Here is a 20,478-nt window from a genome sequence, read left to right as displayed (position 1 = left end):
AGACGATGTCTAGAACAAGTCCGGCTGCATTCGCCGCCGGGTCAGCCCCCGCTGCTCCGCCACTATCGCATAGGTCTGTGGCACCGAGAGTCCGTACTTGCGAGCCAGCTGGTCGATATTGCGGCCGTTGAACTCATCCCAGATAGCCCTATCCCGCAGCGCAGCCTTGAGATGATCCCCGGTGGGGAGGTAGTAGGCCCGGCCCCCCATATAGTGGGCCTGTACCAGCGCCAACTTGCGGGCCTGAGCCTTGGCCTGTTCTTGTGCCATCCCACCTCTGACCAACTCGCAGGCCAGCACATCCACCAGCTCGCTCAGGGCTTTGGGCCATTTGGCCGTCAGTTCCGAGGCCGGGATCTGGTCGAGGCGATCGACCAGTTGCCCCAGTGAGGCGTGATCATCGGCAAAGAGGTCCTGATTCTGTTCCATGACTCCCCCGGCAAAATAGAAAAAGCGGTGCGCCGATTAGAACACAGGCCATTTTATGCGCACATTTTTTAGCGCATACTGAGTCCCTCGTTATCAAAGGGAGATTGAGACGAATGAAATGGAATGAACGCTTTAAAGAGTGGCTGCTCGATATGATGGTCATGCTGGATATGGCCCCAGCAGCCTTCTTCCCTGCCTATGCCTGCACTCTGATTGGCCTGCTGCTGATGATTATCCCCGGCTTTTTCCAACCAGACCCGATGCAATTTGCTGCGGGGACCTTGCACTTCCGCATCATACCTGCGCAGGTATTTCACATACTCTGGGGGGCGATAGCATTGATCGGAGTAATGATAATGTTCAGCGGTATCAACCTCACTCGATCTCGTCTAAAAAAGCTCAGAAACCGCCTCTACTGACCTTCCGACTTACCCTAAGGAGGGGAAATGGCACGACGTTATTATCGACGGAGAAACCAGTCACTGATCACCGGCACCGCCAGCACTATGCTGATGAGTTCCTGGTGGGGTGCTCTAATGCTGGGCCTGATCGGATATGGGCTTTTCTACTGGCTACTACCCGCATGGATCATCAGCAAGATTCAAGAAATCCCTCAGCTCACAGCCGGTCTGGATCTCCGTACCATGGCCTTCCAAGCTGTTGCGCGCAGACTACATTGGTCTGAGTTCGTTGGAATGGCATTCCTATGGTTGGGTCTCTTGATTGCAGGTATCAAACTGTTGGCAACGGAACTGGAACCGAGCCAACACCATTCAGGGCAGCTCGGTTTTCTAGCCCGCTTGCTGGCGCGGTGGAGTGACTAGGATTCTGCTGGCCCCTGTTTCGCCCATCAGATAAAATCCTCCTTCAATCAGCAGGTTAATGGGGTAAGCGATGAAGGTATTTCTGAGTTGGTCGGGGGAGCGTAGCAAGCAAGTAGCAACGCTACTGGATGAGTGGCTACGTTGCGTACTGCAGGCGATTCGACCATGGATTTCCACCAAGGATATTGACCGTGGAGCTCTCTGGTTTAGTGAGATTCAAGATCAATTGCAGGATACCACCACAGGTATCATTTGCCTGACACAAGAAAATAAAGAAAGACCTTGGATATTATTTGAGGCTGGAGCCTTGGCTAAGGGACTTTCAAATGCTCGCGTCTGCACCCTACTTGTTGACATTAAACCCAGTGAGATCAAGGACCCATTAGCCCAGCTCAACCACACACTTCCAGATCGTGAAAATATGTTTGAGCTGGTCCGGACGTTAAATAGCAGGCTTGTAGGAAATTCTTTAGACCCACGCATTCTTGAGACGGTTTTCGATACTTATTGGGAGCAATTTGAAACTGAGTTCAATCTAATCCTTAGTCGAACAAAAAATCCTGAAGCACCAGTACCCCGTTCAGAACAAGATATATTGAGTGAGATACTAGACATAACCCGCTCACTTGGTAACCGGGTGAATGCAATAGAAAACGCAACTGTACTCCAAGCAAAAAAAATAGCACCACCACCACCGCCTCCCCCCAAAAGATCCATATCTACAAATGAGATATTATCTCTTAGCAAGGCTGGCCACAGTGTCGAAGAAATAAGTACAATGCTTCGCATACCCAGCAGCTTTGTTCAGGATCTTCTCGATGTGCCTTTTTAACCACTCAAGGCTCATCAAATCACTTTTCTCTTAAACCATTTTTTCAGCGCCTCCAGCACTTTGACGGCCAGAGGCGCATCCAGCCATCCCACCTCGGCCACCCCTACTCCACCGTTTAAACGGGCGGTCATCCGTTGAACCCAGCGGTTTAATGCGGTTTCCGAACCATCCCTGACAATGCCAAGGCGGGCCATCTCACACCAGATGGCCCTGATCTTGGCAATTTCATTGACCCGTAGATGGCCACCGGACGCAGGACTCAGCCGTCTGTTGGCTGCATGGCGAGCAGGCTTGGGAATAAAGCCCGCCGCCTTGAAGGCAGTCAGCACCTGTTCCAGCTCCTGTTCGCTTAACAGGGCGGCGCTGCGCTTGCCGGTGTGGCTGGCCAACAGGTCGCGGTAACACTCGTCATCGAGCGCCAACGCACGGCGCCCCACCTGCACCAGCCGGATCAATCTGCTGCGCTTGTCCATCACCTATCCACTCCCGGTTCCGCCTTACTGTCATGGTGCTGCCCGGCCACCCTCAGCTGTTGGTAGTGTTCATTGAGGCACCCCCGACACCAGCTGGAGAGCCCAGAGGCATCGCTCGCCAAACCGAAAAACTCGGTATCCCATGGCCAGAACTCGCCACAACGGGGGCAGCGCTGCTCCAGCCCCAGTTCGGTGATGCAGGCCCGACCGCTTTGCAGGCGACGGGCCAGAATATGGGGAGCCAACAGTGGGCTATAGATGGCCATGGCGATCCCCGGTTCCGTGTACCCCGCCACAATCTCTGGCCGATTTGGCCTGCTGCAGTTCGGCCACCAGTTGCCAGCGCATCTGGCAGGCTTCTCCGGCCAGCGCATGAAAACCACGGGCGCGCGCCTCTTTATCAAACTGTTTGAGCTGTTTGCACACAGCCCGTTTGTCAGCAGCTACCAGTGCAATGGCTGCGCTGCTGAATATCTTGGTAAGCCGAATATCCATCTCTGTTTTGGTCATCGCCGTGCTCCTTGTATCAAGACGGTGAAGACCTGGGCCCAGATCATTTGGTTGCTCATCAGTACCCGGCCACCACACCGGATAGACAGGGCGGCAGTGCCGCCCTGTTTCGCATCGGGTCATTAATCGAACTGCAGTGGCGTCACCCCTTGATACTCCTCGGCATTGAGGGGCGCGGGCCCCAGCCCCAGTGCCCAGAGCAGGGCGGCCTTGATGCCATCCTCATAGGTGTCATCGGGGTAGCAGGTGCCCTCGGTTTCGCTGATCTGCTCACAGAGCAGCAGCTGCTCTTCGGCTTTTTCCACGTTGATTTCCATCACGCTTCCTCCTTATACCTTGGCCAGATCCAGGCTCATCTGGATATAACGCCCGTGAGCGTCACGCTCGTAGAGCCGCAGATATTGGCTGGTACCGGTCACCTGGATGGCATCGACAGCGGCTTGCATGGCCAGCAGCCAATCCGGGTCATCGATATTGAGCTGGCGCAGGGAGAGCACCTGATTCACGTCGATATGACCGCTCTTGGATACCCGAAAGGCATGGTCTACCAAGGCGCGGATCTCGCTGCTGGCGCCATCACTCCAGCGTTCGATGCACTGGTCAATCAGCACTTTGGCAGCCTGGATCCGTTCATCAAATTTGCGGTGCTCTCCCACTGCCCGAATGAGCTTGTAACGGCCATCAAAACTGAGCAGAGTCACGTTGCCCTTGGTACCGCCCCATGCCACGCCATACTGCTCGGCCGAGAGATCTACAAAGTCGGCGATCTGTTGCATGGCGCCAATCTTGAAGGCGGCCAGCTGTGCGCGCTGCTCGCGAGCTGCGGCGATAATGGCCAGCACCACTTCGTCGCGCAGCTTGTCTGCCGGGGCGATCAGGTTTTCCGGTACCCAGTGCCCCTGGGCGTTCTGGCGCATCGGGGTAGTACTGGCGGTTTGTGCTTCTTGCATGGGCTTCTCCTTAATGAATCTTGTTGCTGCCGGACACCGGAGGGCACATCACGGCGCTGTACTGCTCTGCTGTTGCGCTCGCCAACTCCTCCTGGTGGGTCGCGCTGCAGAATTCGAGAAACTTGGGTAACTGGCGCAGCACCACCCGCGCCAGCTCCTCGTCTTCTATCTCAAGCTGGATTTTGCTCATCTCATCGCCCTTGTTGGTTTCAGGATTCTTGGCGCCAGTGGAGCAAGCAACCCCCAAAGCGCACCAGGGCGACTTCACGCACCACGCCCGACAGACATTCACGGCTTAACACGGCGCGCGCCTGCATCTCTTTGGGCAGTGGCCCGGTAACAGCCAGCAGCGGGGTATGGCAAACCCGACTGGTACGAACGTCATATCCCTTGGCCGTCAGCCAGTGGCTGAGTTGCTCGGCGGTCTTTTGCAAATTGCTGTGCAGATGCTTTTTCATCCCGTTCTCCTTGTGATCTCGTCACTGGGCCCACCGCGAAAGAGCCCCACCAACCGTTATTTGCCTGCTTGCTTGTCGAGCAGCCGGTTATATTTGATGGCCATGATTTTCAGCTCTTCGGCCAGCAGCTCACTCAGAATGCGCAGGCTGCTGCTGGCATTGTCGCCATCGCTTTTGGCCTGACGGCGCAATCTGGAGAGGGTGGCCTCGGCGTCATAGCGCGCGGCTTTCTGCTGGCCACTGCCCTGCTCTACCGATAACCGCATCGGACGGCGCAGTTGCTGCGCCTCGGTCAGCTGGCTATGGGGGCAACCGCTGCGGCAGGCTTTCCAGAGCTTGATATCCATGGGACTGCTGCCTACTTCGCTCGGGCCACGACGTTGGTGAGCGAGACACTGATGAGCAGGGATATCCCCCAGGATGGGGCACCTCACCTTGTTGCCCATCAGGGCCCCTTCAACCAGGGTCTGTACCCTTGCCATATCGCCGGGATACTTTTCGTTGCAGACCTGGCTGATGGTGGTGCGAGAGAGCCCAAGCTTCTCGGCCACCTGGGCCAGCGAGCTGGCCGCCACTTCGGCCTGCAACACCTCAAGCCACGTTTCCATGAGGAGCCTCCTTCACATCAAACTGATAAAAATGCTGCTCGTTCTGATCCCAACATCCCCCCTGTTTTGCTCGCACCATGGGAGCAAAACGTCCGGTATCACGGATCAACTGGTAGCGGTTCTGATCCCCTTTCACCTTGAAGCGCTCTATCTTGTCCACCAGCCGGACATATCCAGCCCTGATCAAAAAGGTGGTGTAAGTGCTGGCGCCACTGTCATCGACCCCAGAGGTAATCGCGAGGTCACTCAGAGTGAAAAAACGGCTGATCTTCATGGTGTTCCACATCTTTTGCTGCACCGTTTTTCGATGAATACGGCGCTTTTTCCGATGCTTTGTCTGGCGATTCCCTGAGCCAAACTGCGGCACGTTAGATGGGTCAATCACCTGATAGCGGCTCCCGCGAAACGATATCCGCCGACCAAACGGCTTTTGATACACGCAGCGCAAATGGCTACTTGCCAGCCAACGGCGCACAATCAGATAGACATTTCCCAGCTTGAGCTGGCTCCCCTCTACCAGCTCAAACAAGTCGAAAGAGTCCTGCTGACACATCCAGTGCCATGCTTCTTCTGCATTGCTATTTCTGATTTTTCCAACCACTGGAATCCCTCCCGTGCTTTGTTTTTATTGGCTGTAGCCTGACGGCTAGCGGCTGCGACGCACGTCATGGAGCAGCTCGCTGGCGTCAACGTCCTCCAGCCGGATAATCCGGGTATCAGAGGCCATCGCCATTTTTTCAATCTTGTCGAGGGCCGAGACGATGGTGCGCACCACGCCGTTGGAGCGCTTGCGGATCAGATCCAGCAGTGCATCGTCGATCTCCACGTCCACCTCCAGCATTTCACTGGCAATCAGGGACACGTCATCGAGATCGGCCGGTTTGAATTCGATCCACTGGGAGATGCGGTTAAACAGTTGCTTGCGCTGGCTGATCCGACGGGCAATCTCTTCCATCCCGACCAAGATAAGGGGTTGTTCGGTGGCATCGTAGATATCGCGCAGGGTCTCCATGATGCGGGCATTGCCGACCACGTAATCGGCCTCGTCCACGAAGATGGCCAGCTCTTCGGCCCGCACGGCTTCGACAATGCTATCGACCTGGGCGCGCAGGTTGTGGCGCTGGGGAATGCCGATCTCTTTGGCAATCTGCTCCAGAAGGCTGGTCACCGTGTCGGCCTTGTAGCAGCGGACATAAATGCCGTTCACTTCGTCCTGGTTGAACAGCCACTCCACGGCGGTAGTCTTGCCAAAGCCGGAGGGGCCGTGGATCAGACCAATGCCTGGCACTATGCTGGAGCGGTTGAGCAAGTTATCGAGCAATTGCTCGGTCTTGATCATGTTTTTGACTTCAACGATCTTGTGTTTCATAGTGGGTTTGTCCTTTGTTTTTGGGCCTTTTCGGGCTACTCACTAACCTTTTGCCTGGGTGCGGCGGGCAGCCCGAACTTCATCCAGATGGCGGTTAATTCGTTTTGCCATCAGCTTGTGGCTGTAGAGGTATCGGGTCAGCCACTCCTTCTCCCGCTCTGTCAGCGGGGTATCCACCTCCCGCTCTGCCAGATAGATGGCTTGCTCGTACTCGGTCTTGAGTGCTCTCGATTCCTGCCCTGCGGTGGCTTGCGCCCGCTGCGCTTTCGCTTCCCGTCTGGCTTCTATGGCGGCCAGCTCTGCCGCATTGAAACGGGCGGGTTCAGCGGACGTTGAGACCCCGGTGAGCGCGGCCAATGCCGGGTTATCAAGGGTGAGATCGCGACGGCTGAACGCTTCAATACCCTTGGCCTGATCGACGAAGTGGCGCACCACATCCTGATGGAGCTGGTCGATGCCAAAGGTTTTGGCAAGGTTGCGCATCTCGCGGCGAAAACTGGCCAACGCCTTGGCATCGGCTTTTTTGGCCGCCCGGAAGGCATCGGGACTGATGCCATTGCCCAGCAAGTCGATGTTGATAGACTCGATCCGCTCGTTCCAATCGCCGGTGCGGTACAAGATGGCGCGGCCCACATCGCTCGGATCGAGAAAGACGCTGACCCGCTGGCTCTTCCAGTTGTGCTCCAACAGTTCGGGGGCGCTGTATTTGAGGCCACCGGCCTTGATAAAGCCTTTGGAGACGGTCGCCTCGCCGATATGGTTGAGCAGCAGATCCAGCGCAGCTTCATCGGGGATGGCGCGGCGCTGATAACGGGCCAGTTGGTACTTTTCATTGGGGCTGACCCCCAGGGCACTGTGCTTGCGGTTGTGGTACCGAGCATCGAGCCAGTTATCGAGCAGGGTTTGCAGCTCTGCGGCCGTCATGGCCAGCTCGTAAATCTCTTTTTGCGCATCCGGTTTGCGCTTCTCCTCCAGGCGCTGGGCAAAGATCTTGCGCGCCTCGATCACCTGACGGTCTGCCACGCAGTGGCCGATATAGGAGGGCAACAGCTCGATCAGGCCGTGGCTCAAGGTGCGAAAAAACCGCTCAATATGGGGTTTCTCCCACCCCGAGTAGGCGTTGGAGCGGCTGACGTTCATGCCAAGCAGGGTGCAGATGGACATGACCCGCTGGCTCACATAGTCAGAGCCGTTATCGGTGCGCATCACGCCGTTATCGTTAAGCGTGCCCCAAGCCAGCAGAGTCTTGCGCAGCAGCAAGCAGATCCCTTCGCTCGATGAGCTTTTGGCCACCAGCAGACGAACGCGACGGGTATACACGTCGATCACCGCGATGATGCTGTGGCGACCATCCACCAGCATGGCATCGACCGGAGTGCTATCGAATTCCCACACGTCATTGGGCTGGGCCATCCAGGGGTACATCTCCTCGATCGCGCTGCGGTATTTGTTGTTGTAGGCATCCGGGTTGGTGGTATAGGTAAACGCCACCTTGTTCTCTGCCAACCATTTCACCATCCAGCGGCGCAATGAGGATTGGCTGGGGATCTGCCATCCCAGCTGGTTCATTTCGCTGTATTGGCTGGCCAGTTCGTGCAGCGCCCCCCACTTGTTGGCCAGATGGGGTTTGGTAGTGACCAGGGCGGTGAGAAACTGGGCCAGATCCGGGCTCTGTTCGACGGTTGATGGCCGCTCCCGCTGATAGTTGCCAGCCAATGCGGCTGGGCCTTCATTGGCCAGCGAGCTTTGCCAACGGCGCAGGGTGATCAGACTGAATGGCTTTTGCCTTTCATAAACGCTGACAGGCAAGGCGAGACTGCGAGTACGGTATGCCTCGATAAAGGCGTGGCGACCCACCTCCCCTTGCTGACAAGCGTGATAGGGGGCCAGGAAGATATCGGCGGCCTGCAGGATCAGCAGTCTGGCATCAACCTTCTGGCGAGCCCCCTCCCCCAATGTCAGCAATTTGCGGCCTGCCTCCGGTTTGACCGGTACCTCACGCTCCAGCAACTTGGCCATGGCCTTGCCACCCGCTGCATGGTCGGTCACCGCATGACCTTGTGCGGCCACGGCTTGCTCTGCCAGGTAACGGCGAGTTTCGATCGGCAGTGAGCCAATGTGGTATTCGGCCCCTTTGCCTTTCTCGCGCTTGCGGCTTTGCCACTCTTCACGCTCGGCCTTTTTGCGCACTCCATCGGGGTAAGCGGGCATGCCGACCAATCCGGCCAGCGCCTGGGCGGTGTACCAGGTGCTCATTGGTTACCTCCCAGCAGGTCGATCCCCAGCGATTCGGAAAGCAGGGCCATGATGGCGCGGCTTTCCCGACGCTTGGGGCTAATCCCTCTGGCAGGAGCATAGTGTTTGATGCAACGCTGTACGGCTCGGGGGTGCAACCCTTTAGCGCGGGCCCAAGCAGCTTGGGAATATCCGCATTTTATGAGCTCAGCCCTGATCCACTCTGGTGTTTTCCCTGACATACTCACCCCGTTTCGGTATCATCAAGTGTCGCAGTGCGTATCTTTATCATTCATAAAAGAATGATTTTATGTCGCAATGCGTCACATATGAATGATTGATCACCCCAAAAAGATTGACAAGTCTTTTTGTGCGGAATTTTTTGTCTATCGACTCACCAGCATTAGCCACTAGCCGAGAATTCCTTGTATGTCAGAGCGTTATGAAGAAAAACCACAATCAGTACAAAAAGACGGTGAGGTATCTTTTCTGACGGCGGGAATGGATACTTTGAGTGACCGTCTGGATGAGCTGCGCGGGAGCCTGAGCTACAAGGCATTTGCCGAACTGGTGGGGATGAGTGAGTCGGGGATGCGCAAATACTTCCCTCCGTTTAATTCACTGCCCACCATCGACAAGGCGCTGCGCATCGCGCGGACGTTCAATGTGAATCTGGAGTGGCTGGCCACCGGTCAGGGCCCGAAACATCCCAATGGAACGGCCGAGCAGATAGTGCAACGTGAGGAGTTTGATGAGGAGTACGCGCTGATCGATGGCTACCATGTCACCGTCAGTACCGGCCATGGTGCGTTTAATGATGATCATGAGGTTAAACGCAAGCTGGCCTTTCGCCGCAAGTGGCTCACGTTTCGCAAGTTAAACCCGGATAACCTGGTGGTGGTCTTCGCCAAAGGCGACAGCATGGAGCCCACCATCCACTCTGGTGACTCTATCCTGGTCGATATCAGCAAGAATCAGATCGAAGATGGATCCATCTTCGTGTTGCGCCTGGGGGAAGAGCTCTACGCCAAGCGCCTGCAGAAAAGCTTCGATGGCGGGATCACTATCATCAGCGACAACCGTGATGATTACCCCCTGCAGGTCGTTCCAGCCAACCAGCTGGAGAACCTGGCCGTGATCGGCAAGGTAGTCTGGGCAGGGCACGACTTTTTTTAACTGGTGGTGCTACAGACAGTCGCTTAAACCCGGATTTAAACCACTCGCTGTCACACAAAAGAAAAAACAGGCGGCCAGCCTGTTTTTCATTTTCAGTGCATCGACTAGCTGCCTGACTCTAAAGTTTTCATTTTGCGGTTAAACGGCTTGGTTTAACCGCATCACGCCACAAGCCTCGCCATTCCTGAGTTTGTCCCGCCATCTCCTACTTGTTTTCACCAGCTCCCGGTTTTTCATTCTTGGTGGTGGGTTACAAAATGGCCATCCGAAGGTGGCCATCATACTCCATGCCATGGTGCCCACCTCACAGCAACTAGCAGGCAATGCGGGTGATATGGCCATCCTGCAGCTTATAGAAGGCATCTTGCGGCAACTCCTGTGACCAGGTCGCCTTATAGTCGAGATCGGCATAGACGCCACGCAGCATGGCGCCGAGCAGGCCGTGGGAGATGACGATAGCCCGCTCGGCGAGCGCGGGATCCTGCAACCACTGGTGTGCCCGGCGCTGGATGCTCTCGAAACTCTCCGCCCCTGGTGCCTGCAGATACCAGTCCCCCTTGCCGGTATCGAGTTCGGGGTGGGCAAGCCGCAGTGCCGGGATCTGGCAGCTCTCCCACTCCCCCATCCCCAGCTCCATTAACCGATCGTCCCAGACGATGCGCTCCGCCGCCAACCCCAGTTGCTCGCACACCAGCAGCGCAGTCTGGCGAGCACGGCCGAGCGGGCTGGCATAGACGGTCCAGCGGGCGGGGTCCACCAGTTCGTCAGCAAGCCGCCGACCCATGGCGATGGCTTGCGCCTCGCCCTTGTCGGTCAGATCGGAGTTGCAACGTCCCTGCAGACGCTGCTCGGCATTGAATCGGGTCTGGCCGTGGCGCAGCAGATAGATGAGTCGGGACATGGTTTCTCCAGCACGTTCAGATAGATAGAAAAATAAGGGGGACGATGATAGCAGATGAGCCCGGGGGATGGCCCAACCAGACGTGTAAACGCAGGCGTAAAAAACGGGTCAGTGCCGACCCGTTTGCTGTCAATTTGGCCAGAGTGAACCGGCTCAGCCCTTCTTGATCTCCCGCAGATAGCGGTAGATGGAGTGGACCGAGATGCCGAGCTGGCGCGCGGCGATCTGGGCACTGTCTTTTAACTCGAAGATCCCCATGTCGTGCAACTGGTTGACGATGACCCGGGTCTTCTGGGACGGGGGCACCGCCTCGTTGCCACGCACCTCGGCACTGACGGTGTCGATGGTGCTGTTGAGCGCCTCGTCGATGTTGCGGGCGAACACCTCCGGGGTGGCATGGCTCTCGTGGGGATGCATGCACTCCGGCATCATGGTGCGCAGCACGGATTGCAACGGGGCATCCATGTCGCTGTTGATGCAGAGCAGTCCGATGGCCCTGTGCTCCCCGTTGCGGATCACGGTGGTGATGGAGCGCAGGGTCTTGCCGGTGGCGCACTTGGTCATGTAGGGGCTGGAGATATCCTGCCCGCTCTTGAGCTTCATCATCGCCAGATTGGTGATGGGAGCGCCGACACTGCGGCCGGTGATATGGCCGTTGGCAATCTTGACGATCGAGGGATTGCGCACATCCAGACTGTGGAGCAGCACCTCGGTGTGCTGGCCATACATGGCGGCGATGCCGTCCACTATGTTCTCCATCGACTTGAGGATCTCAAAATCGCTCGGACTCAACTCTTGCAGCTTCACAATGGGACCTTCTTGCAAGGGTTGCTGCACGCGGGGGGATGGCAGTACAGCAACCGACAGGGACATCAGGCGGACATGATATCAATAATGGTGGTGTCTGTGGCAGACATGCCTTCCTTCACCATCTGACCCACGTTGCGGATGGTCTGATCCACATTGCCTGCCACAATTCCCTGACCCGACACCGAGTGGCTGTTGAGGGCCATCAGGAAGCCGCGTACCGCCGCGCCGGAGGAGGTACTCACCTTCATGGCACAGGAGGCTTTCGCCCCGTCGCACACCATGCCGGCGCTGTCGCTCAGCACGTTCTGGATGGCGAAGCAGGATTGCTCGAAGCTGCCGCCCGCCAGATAGACCATGGCCATAGAGGCCGCCGCGCTGGTCACGGTATTGCCACAGAAGGCCGACAGCGGCGGATAGTGGGACTTGATATAGATGGCGCCCAGATGGCTCATGATGAGCGCGCGAGCCAACTGCTCTTCGCTGGCACCGTAACGCTCGGCAATCACCATCACCGGGATGGTGGCGGCAATGCCCTGGTTGCCACTGCCGAAGTTGCTCATGGCAGGCAGGGTGGCGCCCCCCATACGGGCATCGGAAGCGGCGGCCGTCATCATCACGATGCGGTTCATCACATCCTCACCAATAAGGCCAGCCTGAATATTCTGCTGCATAGTACGGCCAATCTGCAGACCGTAAGGATTGTTCATCCCCTCGGCAGAGAGCTTGCCGTTGAGCACAGAGGCCTGGAGAATGAACTTGATCTGCTCGAACTCCACCTGGGTGGCGAACTCATAGATGGCGGCGATGCTGATATCGACCCCGTCACAGATGGCACCGGTGGCACCGCCCTGGTTCTGATCAGCGGCGAAGGTTATTTCACCATCGCGGCGCTGCTCAACGATACGGGTATGACCACCGCACAGGGTCACGTCGGCGCTGTGCTCTTCCCCTTGCTCATCCACACCAAATACGGTCACTCGGCAGAAAATAAACTCGGGAGCGGCGGTGCGGCTCACCTGCACGTGGCCGGCATCGATCAACAGTTGGGCACGGTCCACCTGCTCGGGCCCAATGGCAGCCAGTACCTCCAGTCCGGCATCGGCGTTACCACCGATGGCACCGGCAGCGGCCGCGATGGCCAGACCGATCTTGCCGGTACCCGGCACATAGACACCCATCGAGTTCTTGTAGAGATTATCTGACACCACGACTTCGAGGCGGCGGGGTTCACACCCCAACTGCCGGGCGGCGACAGCCGCAGCATAGGCAGCGGCGATTGGCTCGGTACAACCCAGCGCAGGTTTGACAACCTGTTGAATAATTTGCAGATACTGCTGCCACGCTTGTTTCATCTCGGGAACCTTTTTTTCAGCATTAACGAGCGATATGGGCGATCGCTTCCACTTCAACCTTGACGCCCATCGGCAGATCCTTCACTGCGAAGCAGCTGCGCGCCGGACAATCTTTCTGGAAATAGGCTTTATACACCTCGTTGAACGCGGCAAAATCGCTGATCTCGGCGAGGTAGCAGGTGGTTTTGAGCACGGTATCCAACGAGCCGCCAGCGGCTTCCAGCACGGATTTCAGGTTTTCCAACGACTGGCGAGTCTGGGCGGCAATGCCCCCTTCCACCACCCCACCTTGCTGTTTGCAGACCGGCAGTTGGCCGGAGGTAAAGATAAGATCGCCATAGGCGGTGCCGTGGCTGTAAGGGCCGATAGCGTCAGGTGCCGCTGCTGCTGTGATGATGCTTTTCATTTTACCACTCCAATGCATGCAATTTTTTTTGCAGTTATGAATCTAATTTACTTCAACATTATTTGCTTTTTATTTTATTCATTCAACAAAAAGATACAAAAATGGCGTTTAAAGGCACCTTTTGGCCTCAATATAAACCGTGATCGCCATCCTGATTTGAACAAAAGTACTCTTATGGGCATTGTTTATGACAGTTTCATTCAACTATATTTGCGCAGCTTTCCCACACCCCTACAAAAAAGAAGGTTTTAATGGACGCGCATAGCACTACACTCGCCAGCCCCGCGATGGGCACGCTGGAATGGAAAGAAGCGGTTCGCTTCGACAGCACCGACTGGGGCTGGATCATCATGAGCATCGGCATGGCCATCGGCGCGGGGATCGTCTTCTTGCCGGTACAGGTAGGTCTGATGGGGTTGTGGGTCTTTCTGCTCTCTGCGGTGATCGGCTACCCGGCCATGTATATGTTCCAGCGCCTCTTTATCAACACCCTGGCCACCTCGCCAGAGTGCAAGGATTACCCCAGCGTCATCACCGGCTACCTCGGTAAAAACTGGGGTATGCTGCTCGGTGCCCTCTACTTTGTGATGCTGGTGATCTGGGTCTTTGTCTACTCCACTGCCATCACCAATGACAGCGCCTCCTTCTTGCAAAGCTTCGGCGTTACCGACGGTCTGATCTCGGACAATCCCTTCTATGGTCTGGTGCTGATCTGCGGTCTGGTGGCGCTGGCATCACGCGGCGAGAACCTGCTGTTCAAGATCTCCACCTTTATGGTGCTGACCAAGATCAGCGTGGTAGCCGTGCTCGGCCTGATGATGGTGGACAAGTGGGATGCGGCCAACATCACCGCCATGCCCGCTGCCGGTGACTGGATGAAGGATGCCATCATCATGCTGCCCTTCACCCTCACCTCCATCCTCTTTATCCAGAGCCTGAGCCCCATGGTGATCTCTTACCGCTCCCGGGAGAAGTCGCTGGAAGTGGCCCGCTTCAAGGCGATGCGCGCCATGAACATCGCCTTCGGCATCCTGTTTGTGGTGGTGTTCTTCTATGCAGTCTCCTTCACCCTGGCCATGGGCCACGATCAGGCGGTCAAAGCCTCTGAAGAGAACATCTCCGCGCTGGCCATGGTAGCCCAGGGGATGCCTGGCCAGACCCTCAAGCTGCTCAGCCTGACCCTCAACATCTTCGCGGTGATGACCGCCTACTTCGGCGTTTACCTCGGTTTCCGTGAAGCCTGTCAGGGACTGGCGATGAACCTGCTGCGCCGCGTAATGCCGGAAAACCACATCAACCGGGATCTGGTGGGTAAAGGCATCATGGTCTTTACCGTCATGCTCTCCTGGGGTGCCATCGTGCTCAACGCACCGGTGCTGAGCTTCACCTCCATCTGCAGCCCCATCTTCGGTATGGTGGGTTGCCTCATCCCGGCCTATCTGGTCTATCAGGTACCGGCGCTGCACAAGTACAAGGGCACTTCCCTTTACATCATCATCGTCACCGGCCTGCTGCTCTGCGTCTCGCCCTTCCTGGCGTTCAACTGATCGGTTGCAAGCGGATATCCCCTCATCGACCACGGGTCACCTTCGGGTGGCCCGTTTTTTTATTGCTATCAATAGCGGAACAGATGGCTCGTGCTGCTTCCCCCCACAGAGACAAAAAGCCAAGGGGATCACAACTTGCAATCGGGCCTCACCCAAGGGGGAGCCGCTCAGAGTACTATTCAGGCAGCACCCATCACGCCCGCACTCAGGTATCGAGGCTTAACATGAAATGGATTTTCAACCCCGCCATCCGGCTGGGCAATCAGCTCTCCTTCAAATACAAATTCCTGCTCTGGTCCTGCCTGATGCTGCTGCCGCTGGCCTACAGCATGGCCAATCTGCTGGGGCGGCTGCAGGATGACAGCGAGCAGGCCAACCGGGAGCTGGCGGGGGTGGTCAATCTCGCCCCCGTTCCCGCCATCGAACAGGCCCTGCTCACCCATCGCAATCTGGTGACCCGCCACGCCTATGAGGTGGATCCGGTCGGTGACGATCAGGTCAAGGCGGCCGCGCAAGCGGTGGAGCAGAGCCTGCAAGCCTTTGCCGACACCCGCCAGAACAACCCCTCCTTTGAGGTGCTCCAGCAGGGCTGGGCCGCCCTGCAGAGTGAAGCGGGCAAGCTGGAGGTGGAGCAGAGCAACCTGCGCCACGACAAGCTGCTGACCGGAGTGCGCCACCTCTACAAGCACATCACCGCCTCCAGCAGCCTTATTCAGGATCCGGCGCTCGGCACCTACTACATGGTGATCCTCACCAGCGAGCGGTTGCCACAGCTGCGCGACCTGCTGGCCCAGGTGCGGGATCGCGCCGCCACCATCGCCGACTTCGGCCTGTTTCAGGCAGAGGGCTACAGCGGCCTGCGTTTTCGGCTCGACCTTATCAATGCCACCCTGCAGGAGCTGGAAGCTGACCTGACCCTGCTCTATCAGATCGAACCGGCCTACCGCGCCGAGCTGGGCCAGCAGACCGATGCCCTGATGCAACTGGTGCGTCAGGGGGTCGAGACCATGGAAAACAAGATGATGAAGGATCAGCTGGTGCAGCTCTCCACCAAGGAGGTACAGGCACTGGGGGATAACATGGATGGCGCCATCACCGCACTGGCAGGCCATGTGCGCCAACGGCTGGAGACCGATCTGCACCAGCGGCTGGAGGCCAACCACCGCCACTTCTGGTGGGTCACCGCGCCGCTGACTGCCAGCTTGCTGCTCTACCTCTACCTGATGATCGGCGCCTATCTCTCCCTGCGCGAAACAGTGGGGCGGGTACGTGATATTGCCGCCCGGGTCAACGCCCGGGATCTCAGCCAGCATATCGAGATCGTCGGTCAGGACGAGCTGGCCGCCATCAGCCGGGATTACAACGTAACCCTGGAAACCCTGCGCACCCTGATGCTGCGGGTGCGGGAGAATGGCGTCACCGTGGTGGAGAGCGCCACCGACATCGAAGCGCGCACCTGCCGCTCGCAGGAGGTGATTGCCGATCAGCAAGGGGAGACCCATCAGGTCGCCACCGCCATCAAGGAGCTGGCCGCCACCTCCCAGGACATGGCGGGCAACGCCCTGCAGGCCGCCCGCATGACGCAGGAGGCGCAGAACGTGGTCGGTCAGGGTGAAGATGTGGTGGAGCGCACCATCAAGGCCATCGACCATATCAACCGCGAGGTGTTGCGCACCGCCGACACCATAGGTCAGCTGGAGCAGCAGTGCAGCCAGATTGGCGGCGTCATCAGCGTGATCCGCGGCATCGCCGAACAGACCAACCTGCTGGCCCTCAACGCCGCCATCGAAGCGGCCCGGGCCGGTGAACAGGGTCGCGGCTTTGCGGTGGTGGCCGACGAGGTGCGATCCCTGGCCAACCGAACCCAGGGGGCCACCGTCGAGATCCAGAAGATGATTGAGCAGTTGCAATCCGGCGCCCGTGCCTCGGTCACCGCCATGTCGGCGGCCAGCCATGAAGCGCAGGAGGGGGTCGGGCTGGCGCAGGAGGCGAAACAGGCCTTTGGCGCCATCACCGAGAAGGTGGATCGGATGGTCGATACCAACGCCATCATCGCCAGCGCCATTGAACAGCAGGGCGCCGTGGTCAACGAGATCGAACGCAACGTGGTGCGCATCTCCGATGGCAGCGACGAGGCACTGCAAGTGGCCAACGCCGCCCGCGATGCCGCCCGCCAGATCCACCAGCTCACCGAACAGCTGCGCGCCATGGTTCAGAGCTTCGTGCTGTGACCCCGCGCTAACAAGCCGGGCTCAATATGAGCCCGGCATCATCCCAGCCTCGCGCCTGCCCACAACATCTCAGTTGCACGGATCATCCAGAAAATCCCTACGCCCCACTTGCTCGACAGATATCGAACAAGTAGTCTCGAACGAAAACAAAATGCGGCATTTCCGACACGCACTGTCTGCGATGTCGAGGCAGGCCGCCTGCGAGCCACAGATAAAACCAGCGTCACTTCATCTATCACCCGCTTCAGGCAAGGATTTACCCATGGCCAGATACCAGTTTTTTACCGTTCCGGCATCCAATCGGCAGCAATACACCTTTATCGACATGGCATCCCCGACTTTTCTACATGAAAAGGCGGCGTTGCTGACCCAAGGGTTCGAGGTGGAGGAGGACTTCATTGACGCAACCAGCCCACAGGAAGCCGTCGAGAAGTACCAATCCAATTTTCTCTATGTGGCGGACGAGATAGGTAAGTCAGATAGCAGCTACGCAGCAGCCGTCGCAATGCTGGAGATCGGTAAGGGGCTATGGGGCAGCAAGACCCGCCGTTGACAAAAATCCGTAGTCACAATGCTGGCATCACCCTGTTCTCTATGGCGATAGCCACCAACAAAAACGGCGCCCGAAGGCGCCGTTTTTTCATCCCCGCGACTGCGGAAGCACAAGCCAAAGACTTACTCTTCGTCTTCCAGATAGGCATAGCCTTGCAGACCCAGCTCCAGCTCGTCGAGCAGGGCTTTGCGGGTGGCCTCGTCCAGCGCCGGATGGGCGGAGATCCGCTGATAGCTCTCGCGGATCACGGACGGGTCGATGTTGACGTAACGCAGCAGCTGGTCGACGGTGTCGCCGCGCACTATGTTGCGAATGTCCATCTTGCCTTCGTCATCCAGCCACACTTCGGCGCAGTGGGTGTCACCGAACAGGTTGTGCAGATCGCCGAGGATCTCCTGATAGGCACCGACCAGGAAGAAGCCAACGTGGCACACTTCGTTCTCGGCATACTCCGGCATCGGCAGGGTGCTCTCGACCCCCAGACCGTCGACGTAGTGCTCCACCTGACCGTCAGAGTCGCAGGTGATGTCCATCAGGATGCCACGACGAGTGAGCGGACGCTCAAGCCCGGTCAGCGGCATCACCGGGAACACCTGACCGATACCCCAGGCATCTGGCAGGGACTGGAACAGGGAGAAGTTGGCAAAGCACTTGTCCGCCAGCTTCTCGGAGAGCTCGTCCGCCAGCGCACGGTGGTTGCGGTTAACCGGGTTGAGCAGCTCTTTGAGCGCCAGACAGGTGTTCTGGTGCAGCATCTCGGCCCAGGCACGCTGCTCAAGGTTGAGCAGGCCCATGGTGTACTGGGTATTCACATCACCCAGATCAGCCACCGAGTCGTGGAAGATCTCCAGCAGAGAGGGATCTTCGCTGCGCAGATCCAGCCAACCTTTCCACATGTTCTGCAAAATGGTGGGGGCATCTTCATCCGGCGCGCTGATGTCGCTCATCTCCACCCCTTCGGCACCAATCAGATTGGTGACCAGCACGGCGTGGTGAGCTGTCAGGGCACGGCCAGACTCGCTGATGATGGTGGGGTGCGGCAGGTCGAACTCACGGCAGACATCGCCGATGCCCCATACCACGTTGTTGGCGTACTCGGAGAGGCTGTAGTTGGCGGAGCAGTGGCTCTGGGAGCGAGTGCCCTCATAGTCCACACCCAAACCGCCGCCAACGTCGACCACGTCGATGGGCACACCCAGACGACGCAATTCGGAATAGAAGCGGCCGCACTCGCGGATCCCGCCCTGAATGTCGCGGATGTTGGCGATCTGGGAGCCCAGATGGAAGTGCAGCAGTTGCAGGCAATCCAGCTTGTCCAGGCTGCGCAGACGCTCGACCAGCGCCAGGATCTGGGAGGCTGAGAGGCCGAATTTGGACATGGAGCCGCCGCTCGATTCCCACATGCCGGAGCCGGTGGAGGCAAGCTTGGCACGCACCCCGATATTGGGCTTGATGTTGAGGCGAGCTGACTCGTCCAGCACCATCTCAAGCTCGGAGGGCTTCTCTACCACGATGTAGACCTTGTGGCCCATCAGGTTGCCGAGCAGGGCATGGCGAATATATTCGCGGTCTTTGTAACCGTTACAGACGATCACCGATCCTTGATCATGGTGATGGGACAGCACGGCCAGCAGTTCCGGTTTGGACCCAGCTTCCAGGCCAAGCCGGGGCTTGTCACTGTAGGACTGGCTGATGGTCTCGATGACGCGACGCTGCTGGTTTACCTTGATCGGGTAAACGCAGAGGTACTCCCCTTGATAGCCTGACTTCTCGATGGCCTGACCAAAGGCGTTGAACAGTGCATCGACCCGGCTCTTGAGGATGTCGGGGAAACGCAGCAACACGGGGGTAGTCAGCCCGGATTGACGCAGCTGTTCGATGGCATCAGAGATGACAATATGTGCATCAGGGCGCGACTTGTCGGGAGCAACGGTCACCTGACCGGCGTCATTGATATTGAAAAAACCCGCACCCCAGTAGGGAACGTTGTAGACCTTCAAGGAGTCCTTGCTGGACCAGTTAGTCATGGGCTATGCCTCGCAAATGAGCGACCAGAAGTCGCCTTCGTTACCCTCTATCACATCCAGACCCTCTTTCTTTACATCGTGGCAAGCCAACGCTGTCTGGTGGATTTTGGGAAGTAACGAGTCTTGATGTGGGGCTGGTGGCTTTACATCAAGCTCAACGGTATGCGGTGCCACCAGAAACGGGGCGCCGCGGTACTTTGATGACAGACGACATCAGCCACGCCGTCAGTTCATCATTCGGCAGCCATCACGACAGAAGGAGAGGGTTTCAAGGAAGAGAAGCGAAGACGCCAGCACGCATGCGTGTTGATAGACGACAACAACCACAGCCCAGCTCACATCAAGTGACCACCCATGACAAGGGAAGATGATGAGCCATTGGCCCACTCGGTCAAATGAACGATGAGAGTCTGTTGCTCTCCCTGATACCGGAGCCTAACCGGTATTAAAGAAACCATGCCCAGCAGTGTCTGTCGTTTCTGCGTGCCTCGCCCTATAGGCGTATGATCGGTCGGTTATCTGGCGGCGCTGCCTGCTTCAGAGTTGCCCTTGGATCGGCGCGGAGTGTACACACTTACCGCAGGCAGTGACAATAAAAAAGAGTGCGCAAAATCCCCTTTTAACCAAGGGATGAAATCTTGCTGGCGGGCAGGCGGGCTCTGGGATGGCACTGGTTATGCGATGCGGCTATTTCCCCTTGAAAAGTGTGTTAAAACGACACGGCAAGGCTGACGCCTTGCTGTGCGGTGGCTGGGGGGAATTTCGCCCCCACCACAAGCGCCTAAAT

At 57.6% G+C, this 20,478-nt stretch carries 24 protein-coding genes and 1 other RNA gene; 7 read left to right on the top strand and 18 right to left on the bottom strand.

The features are described 5' to 3' along the window. Window positions 1–9 precede the first annotated feature (9 nt). Window positions 10–429 (bottom strand): Mor transcription activator family protein, encoded by a 420-nt coding sequence (locus tag CK911_RS03060; protein WP_098968940.1) that lies wholly within the window; start codon window positions 427–429, stop codon window positions 10–12. A gap of 113 nt (window positions 430–542) precedes the next feature. Between CK911_RS03060 and CK911_RS03055 the strand changes: the two genes are divergently transcribed. The 3 genes from CK911_RS03055 (at window position 543) to CK911_RS03045 (ending at window position 2,085) form a co-directional block, all read left to right on the top strand. Continuing rightward, entirely contained in the window at window positions 543–848 is a 306-nt protein-coding gene (locus tag CK911_RS03055; RefSeq protein WP_098968939.1) for a hypothetical protein, read from the top strand. Window positions 849–875: 27 nt separating this feature from the next. Beyond that, window positions 876–1,253, top strand: a complete 378-nt coding sequence (locus CK911_RS03050) for a hypothetical protein (protein ID WP_098968938.1) — start codon at window positions 876–878, stop codon at window positions 1,251–1,253. Between the two features lie 70 nt (window positions 1,254–1,323). After that, the gene (locus CK911_RS03045; RefSeq protein ID WP_098968937.1) at window positions 1,324–2,085 is read left to right on the top strand and encodes a toll/interleukin-1 receptor domain-containing protein; all 762 of its coding nucleotides are present in this window, start codon (window positions 1,324–1,326) and stop codon (window positions 2,083–2,085) included. A gap of 14 nt (window positions 2,086–2,099) precedes the next feature. Here the strand turns inward: CK911_RS03045 and CK911_RS03040 are convergent, their stop codons facing one another. The 12 genes from CK911_RS03040 to CK911_RS02985 form a co-directional block, all read right to left on the bottom strand. Continuing rightward, window positions 2,100–2,558 (bottom strand): gp16 family protein, encoded by a 459-nt coding sequence (locus CK911_RS03040; protein WP_098968936.1) that lies wholly within the window; start codon window positions 2,556–2,558, stop codon window positions 2,100–2,102. After that, window positions 2,558–2,824: a hypothetical protein gene (locus tag CK911_RS03035; protein WP_098968935.1), complete on the bottom strand. Its 267-nt coding sequence runs from the start codon at window positions 2,822–2,824 to the stop codon at window positions 2,558–2,560. The genes CK911_RS03040 and CK911_RS03035 overlap by 1 nt, the downstream gene beginning before the upstream one ends. After that, window positions 2,811–3,068: a hypothetical protein gene (locus CK911_RS03030; RefSeq protein WP_068976970.1), complete on the bottom strand. Its 258-nt coding sequence runs from the start codon at window positions 3,066–3,068 to the stop codon at window positions 2,811–2,813. Before CK911_RS03030 ends, CK911_RS03035 begins: the two co-directional genes overlap by 14 nt. A gap of 45 nt (window positions 3,069–3,113) precedes the next feature. Next, an RNA gene (locus CK911_RS03025) (hammerhead ribozyme type II) lies at window positions 3,114–3,183 on the bottom strand. A gap of 7 nt (window positions 3,184–3,190) precedes the next feature. Further along, a complete protein-coding gene (locus CK911_RS03020; protein WP_098968934.1) occupies window positions 3,191–3,385 on the bottom strand; it encodes a hypothetical protein in 195 nt (64 codons plus the stop codon). Window positions 3,386–3,397: 12 nt separating this feature from the next. Further along, window positions 3,398–4,018 (bottom strand): DUF3164 family protein, encoded by a 621-nt coding sequence (locus tag CK911_RS03015; RefSeq protein ID WP_098968933.1) that lies wholly within the window; start codon window positions 4,016–4,018, stop codon window positions 3,398–3,400. Between the two features lie 10 nt (window positions 4,019–4,028). Next, window positions 4,029–4,208 carry a hypothetical protein gene (locus CK911_RS03010; protein ID WP_098968932.1) on the bottom strand — a complete coding sequence of 60 codons (180 nt, stop codon included), beginning with the start codon at window positions 4,206–4,208 and terminating at the stop codon, window positions 4,029–4,031. A gap of 19 nt (window positions 4,209–4,227) precedes the next feature. Continuing rightward, a complete protein-coding gene (locus tag CK911_RS03005; RefSeq protein ID WP_098968931.1) occupies window positions 4,228–4,476 on the bottom strand; it encodes a hypothetical protein in 249 nt (82 codons plus the stop codon). A gap of 56 nt (window positions 4,477–4,532) precedes the next feature. After that, window positions 4,533–5,084: a transcriptional regulator gene (locus tag CK911_RS03000; protein ID WP_095592508.1), complete on the bottom strand. Its 552-nt coding sequence runs from the start codon at window positions 5,082–5,084 to the stop codon at window positions 4,533–4,535. After that, a complete protein-coding gene (locus tag CK911_RS02995; protein WP_134320756.1) occupies window positions 5,068–5,685 on the bottom strand; it encodes a hypothetical protein in 618 nt (205 codons plus the stop codon). The genes CK911_RS03000 and CK911_RS02995 overlap by 17 nt, the downstream gene beginning before the upstream one ends. 45 nt (window positions 5,686–5,730) lie before the next feature. Next, window positions 5,731–6,453 carry an AAA family ATPase gene (locus CK911_RS02990; protein WP_098968929.1) on the bottom strand — a complete coding sequence of 241 codons (723 nt, stop codon included), beginning with the start codon at window positions 6,451–6,453 and terminating at the stop codon, window positions 5,731–5,733. 42 nt (window positions 6,454–6,495) lie between these two features. Continuing rightward, the gene (locus CK911_RS02985) at window positions 6,496–8,709 is read right to left on the bottom strand and encodes a DNA-binding protein (RefSeq protein WP_098968928.1); all 2,214 of its coding nucleotides are present in this window, start codon (window positions 8,707–8,709) and stop codon (window positions 6,496–6,498) included. A 408-nt stretch (window positions 8,710–9,117) separates the two neighbouring features. On the opposite strand from CK911_RS02985, the gene CK911_RS02975 reads away from it, so the two are divergent. Further along, window positions 9,118–9,864 carry a helix-turn-helix transcriptional regulator gene (locus CK911_RS02975; RefSeq protein ID WP_098968926.1) on the top strand — a complete coding sequence of 249 codons (747 nt, stop codon included), beginning with the start codon at window positions 9,118–9,120 and terminating at the stop codon, window positions 9,862–9,864. Between the two features lie 313 nt (window positions 9,865–10,177). Here the strand turns inward: CK911_RS02975 and CK911_RS02970 are convergent, their stop codons facing one another. The 4 genes from CK911_RS02970 to CK911_RS02955 all read right to left on the bottom strand — a co-directional run bounded on the left by CK911_RS02970 (window position 10,178) and on the right by CK911_RS02955 (window position 13,333). After that, the gene (locus CK911_RS02970) at window positions 10,178–10,765 is read right to left on the bottom strand and encodes a histidine phosphatase family protein (RefSeq protein ID WP_098968925.1); all 588 of its coding nucleotides are present in this window, start codon (window positions 10,763–10,765) and stop codon (window positions 10,178–10,180) included. A 153-nt stretch (window positions 10,766–10,918) separates the two neighbouring features. Beyond that, window positions 10,919–11,572, bottom strand: a complete 654-nt coding sequence (locus tag CK911_RS02965) for a transcriptional regulator (protein ID WP_040065159.1) — start codon at window positions 11,570–11,572, stop codon at window positions 10,919–10,921. 65 nt (window positions 11,573–11,637) lie between these two features. Beyond that, window positions 11,638–12,927 carry a serine dehydratase subunit alpha family protein gene (locus CK911_RS02960; protein WP_098968924.1) on the bottom strand — a complete coding sequence of 430 codons (1,290 nt, stop codon included), beginning with the start codon at window positions 12,925–12,927 and terminating at the stop codon, window positions 11,638–11,640. Between the two features lie 22 nt (window positions 12,928–12,949). Beyond that, a complete protein-coding gene (locus CK911_RS02955) occupies window positions 12,950–13,333 on the bottom strand; it encodes a Rid family detoxifying hydrolase (RefSeq protein ID WP_042058012.1) in 384 nt (127 codons plus the stop codon). 251 nt (window positions 13,334–13,584) lie between these two features. On the opposite strand from CK911_RS02955, the gene CK911_RS02950 reads away from it, so the two are divergent. The 3 genes from CK911_RS02950 to CK911_RS02940 all read left to right on the top strand — a co-directional run bounded on the left by CK911_RS02950 (window position 13,585) and on the right by CK911_RS02940 (window position 17,664). Beyond that, complete coding sequence (locus CK911_RS02950; protein ID WP_216640692.1) at window positions 13,585–14,880, top strand: amino acid permease; 1,296 nt, start codon at window positions 13,585–13,587, stop codon at window positions 14,878–14,880. Window positions 14,881–15,104: 224 nt separating this feature from the next. Continuing rightward, window positions 15,105–17,111 (top strand): methyl-accepting chemotaxis protein, encoded by a 2,007-nt coding sequence (locus CK911_RS02945; RefSeq protein WP_098968923.1) that lies wholly within the window; start codon window positions 15,105–15,107, stop codon window positions 17,109–17,111. Window positions 17,112–17,373: 262 nt separating this feature from the next. Beyond that, on the top strand, window positions 17,374–17,664 hold the full coding sequence (locus CK911_RS02940) for a hypothetical protein (protein ID WP_098968922.1): 291 nt from the start codon (window positions 17,374–17,376) through the stop codon (window positions 17,662–17,664). Window positions 17,665–17,786: 122 nt separating this feature from the next. Here the strand turns inward: CK911_RS02940 and speA are convergent, their stop codons facing one another. Continuing rightward, window positions 17,787–19,691 (bottom strand): biosynthetic arginine decarboxylase, encoded by a 1,905-nt coding sequence (speA, locus tag CK911_RS02935; protein WP_068976981.1) that lies wholly within the window; start codon window positions 19,689–19,691, stop codon window positions 17,787–17,789. Window positions 19,692–20,478 lie beyond the last annotated feature (787 nt).

The organism is Aeromonas sp. CU5, from assembly GCF_002586745.1.
Lineage (GTDB): Bacteria > Pseudomonadota > Gammaproteobacteria > Enterobacterales > Aeromonadaceae > Aeromonas > Aeromonas sobria.
The sequence above is the reverse complement of the archived record's forward strand: the minus strand, read 5'-3'. Positions and strand labels throughout refer to the sequence as shown.

Coding starts and splice junctions, on each gene's coding strand:
- CK911_RS02970 (WP_098968925.1), bottom strand. CDS start 10,765: ATGTCCCGACTCATCTATCTGCTGCGCCACGGCCAGACCCGATTCAAT.
- CK911_RS02990 (WP_098968929.1), bottom strand. CDS start 6,453: ATGAAACACAAGATCGTTGAAGTCAAAAACATGATCAAGACCGAGCAA.
- speA (WP_068976981.1), bottom strand. CDS start 19,691: ATGACTAACTGGTCCAGCAAGGACTCCTTGAAGGTCTACAACGTTCCC.
- CK911_RS03050 (WP_098968938.1), top strand. CDS start 876: ATGGCACGACGTTATTATCGACGGAGAAACCAGTCACTGATCACCGGC.
- CK911_RS02940 (WP_098968922.1), top strand. CDS start 17,374: ATGGCCAGATACCAGTTTTTTACCGTTCCGGCATCCAATCGGCAGCAA.
- CK911_RS02945 (WP_098968923.1), top strand. CDS start 15,105: ATGAAATGGATTTTCAACCCCGCCATCCGGCTGGGCAATCAGCTCTCC.
- CK911_RS03045 (WP_098968937.1), top strand. CDS start 1,324: ATGAAGGTATTTCTGAGTTGGTCGGGGGAGCGTAGCAAGCAAGTAGCA.
- CK911_RS02955 (WP_042058012.1), bottom strand. CDS start 13,333: ATGAAAAGCATCATCACAGCAGCAGCGGCACCTGACGCTATCGGCCCT.
- CK911_RS02985 (WP_098968928.1), bottom strand. CDS start 8,709: ATGAGCACCTGGTACACCGCCCAGGCGCTGGCCGGATTGGTCGGCATG.
- CK911_RS03060 (WP_098968940.1), bottom strand. CDS start 429: ATGGAACAGAATCAGGACCTCTTTGCCGATGATCACGCCTCACTGGGG.
- CK911_RS03055 (WP_098968939.1), top strand. CDS start 543: ATGAAATGGAATGAACGCTTTAAAGAGTGGCTGCTCGATATGATGGTC.
- CK911_RS03015 (WP_098968933.1), bottom strand. CDS start 4,018: ATGCAAGAAGCACAAACCGCCAGTACTACCCCGATGCGCCAGAACGCC.
- CK911_RS02975 (WP_098968926.1), top strand. CDS start 9,118: ATGTCAGAGCGTTATGAAGAAAAACCACAATCAGTACAAAAAGACGGT.
- CK911_RS03020 (WP_098968934.1), bottom strand. CDS start 3,385: ATGGAAATCAACGTGGAAAAAGCCGAAGAGCAGCTGCTGCTCTGTGAG.
- CK911_RS03035 (WP_098968935.1), bottom strand. CDS start 2,824: ATGGCCATCTATAGCCCACTGTTGGCTCCCCATATTCTGGCCCGTCGC.
- CK911_RS03010 (WP_098968932.1), bottom strand. CDS start 4,208: ATGAGCAAAATCCAGCTTGAGATAGAAGACGAGGAGCTGGCGCGGGTG.
- CK911_RS03030 (WP_068976970.1), bottom strand. CDS start 3,068: ATGACCAAAACAGAGATGGATATTCGGCTTACCAAGATATTCAGCAGC.
- CK911_RS03040 (WP_098968936.1), bottom strand. CDS start 2,558: ATGGACAAGCGCAGCAGATTGATCCGGCTGGTGCAGGTGGGGCGCCGT.
- CK911_RS03005 (WP_098968931.1), bottom strand. CDS start 4,476: ATGAAAAAGCATCTGCACAGCAATTTGCAAAAGACCGCCGAGCAACTC.
- CK911_RS02960 (WP_098968924.1), bottom strand. CDS start 12,927: ATGAAACAAGCGTGGCAGCAGTATCTGCAAATTATTCAACAGGTTGTC.
- CK911_RS02950 (WP_216640692.1), top strand. CDS start 13,585: ATGGACGCGCATAGCACTACACTCGCCAGCCCCGCGATGGGCACGCTG.
- CK911_RS03000 (WP_095592508.1), bottom strand. CDS start 5,084: ATGGAAACGTGGCTTGAGGTGTTGCAGGCCGAAGTGGCGGCCAGCTCG.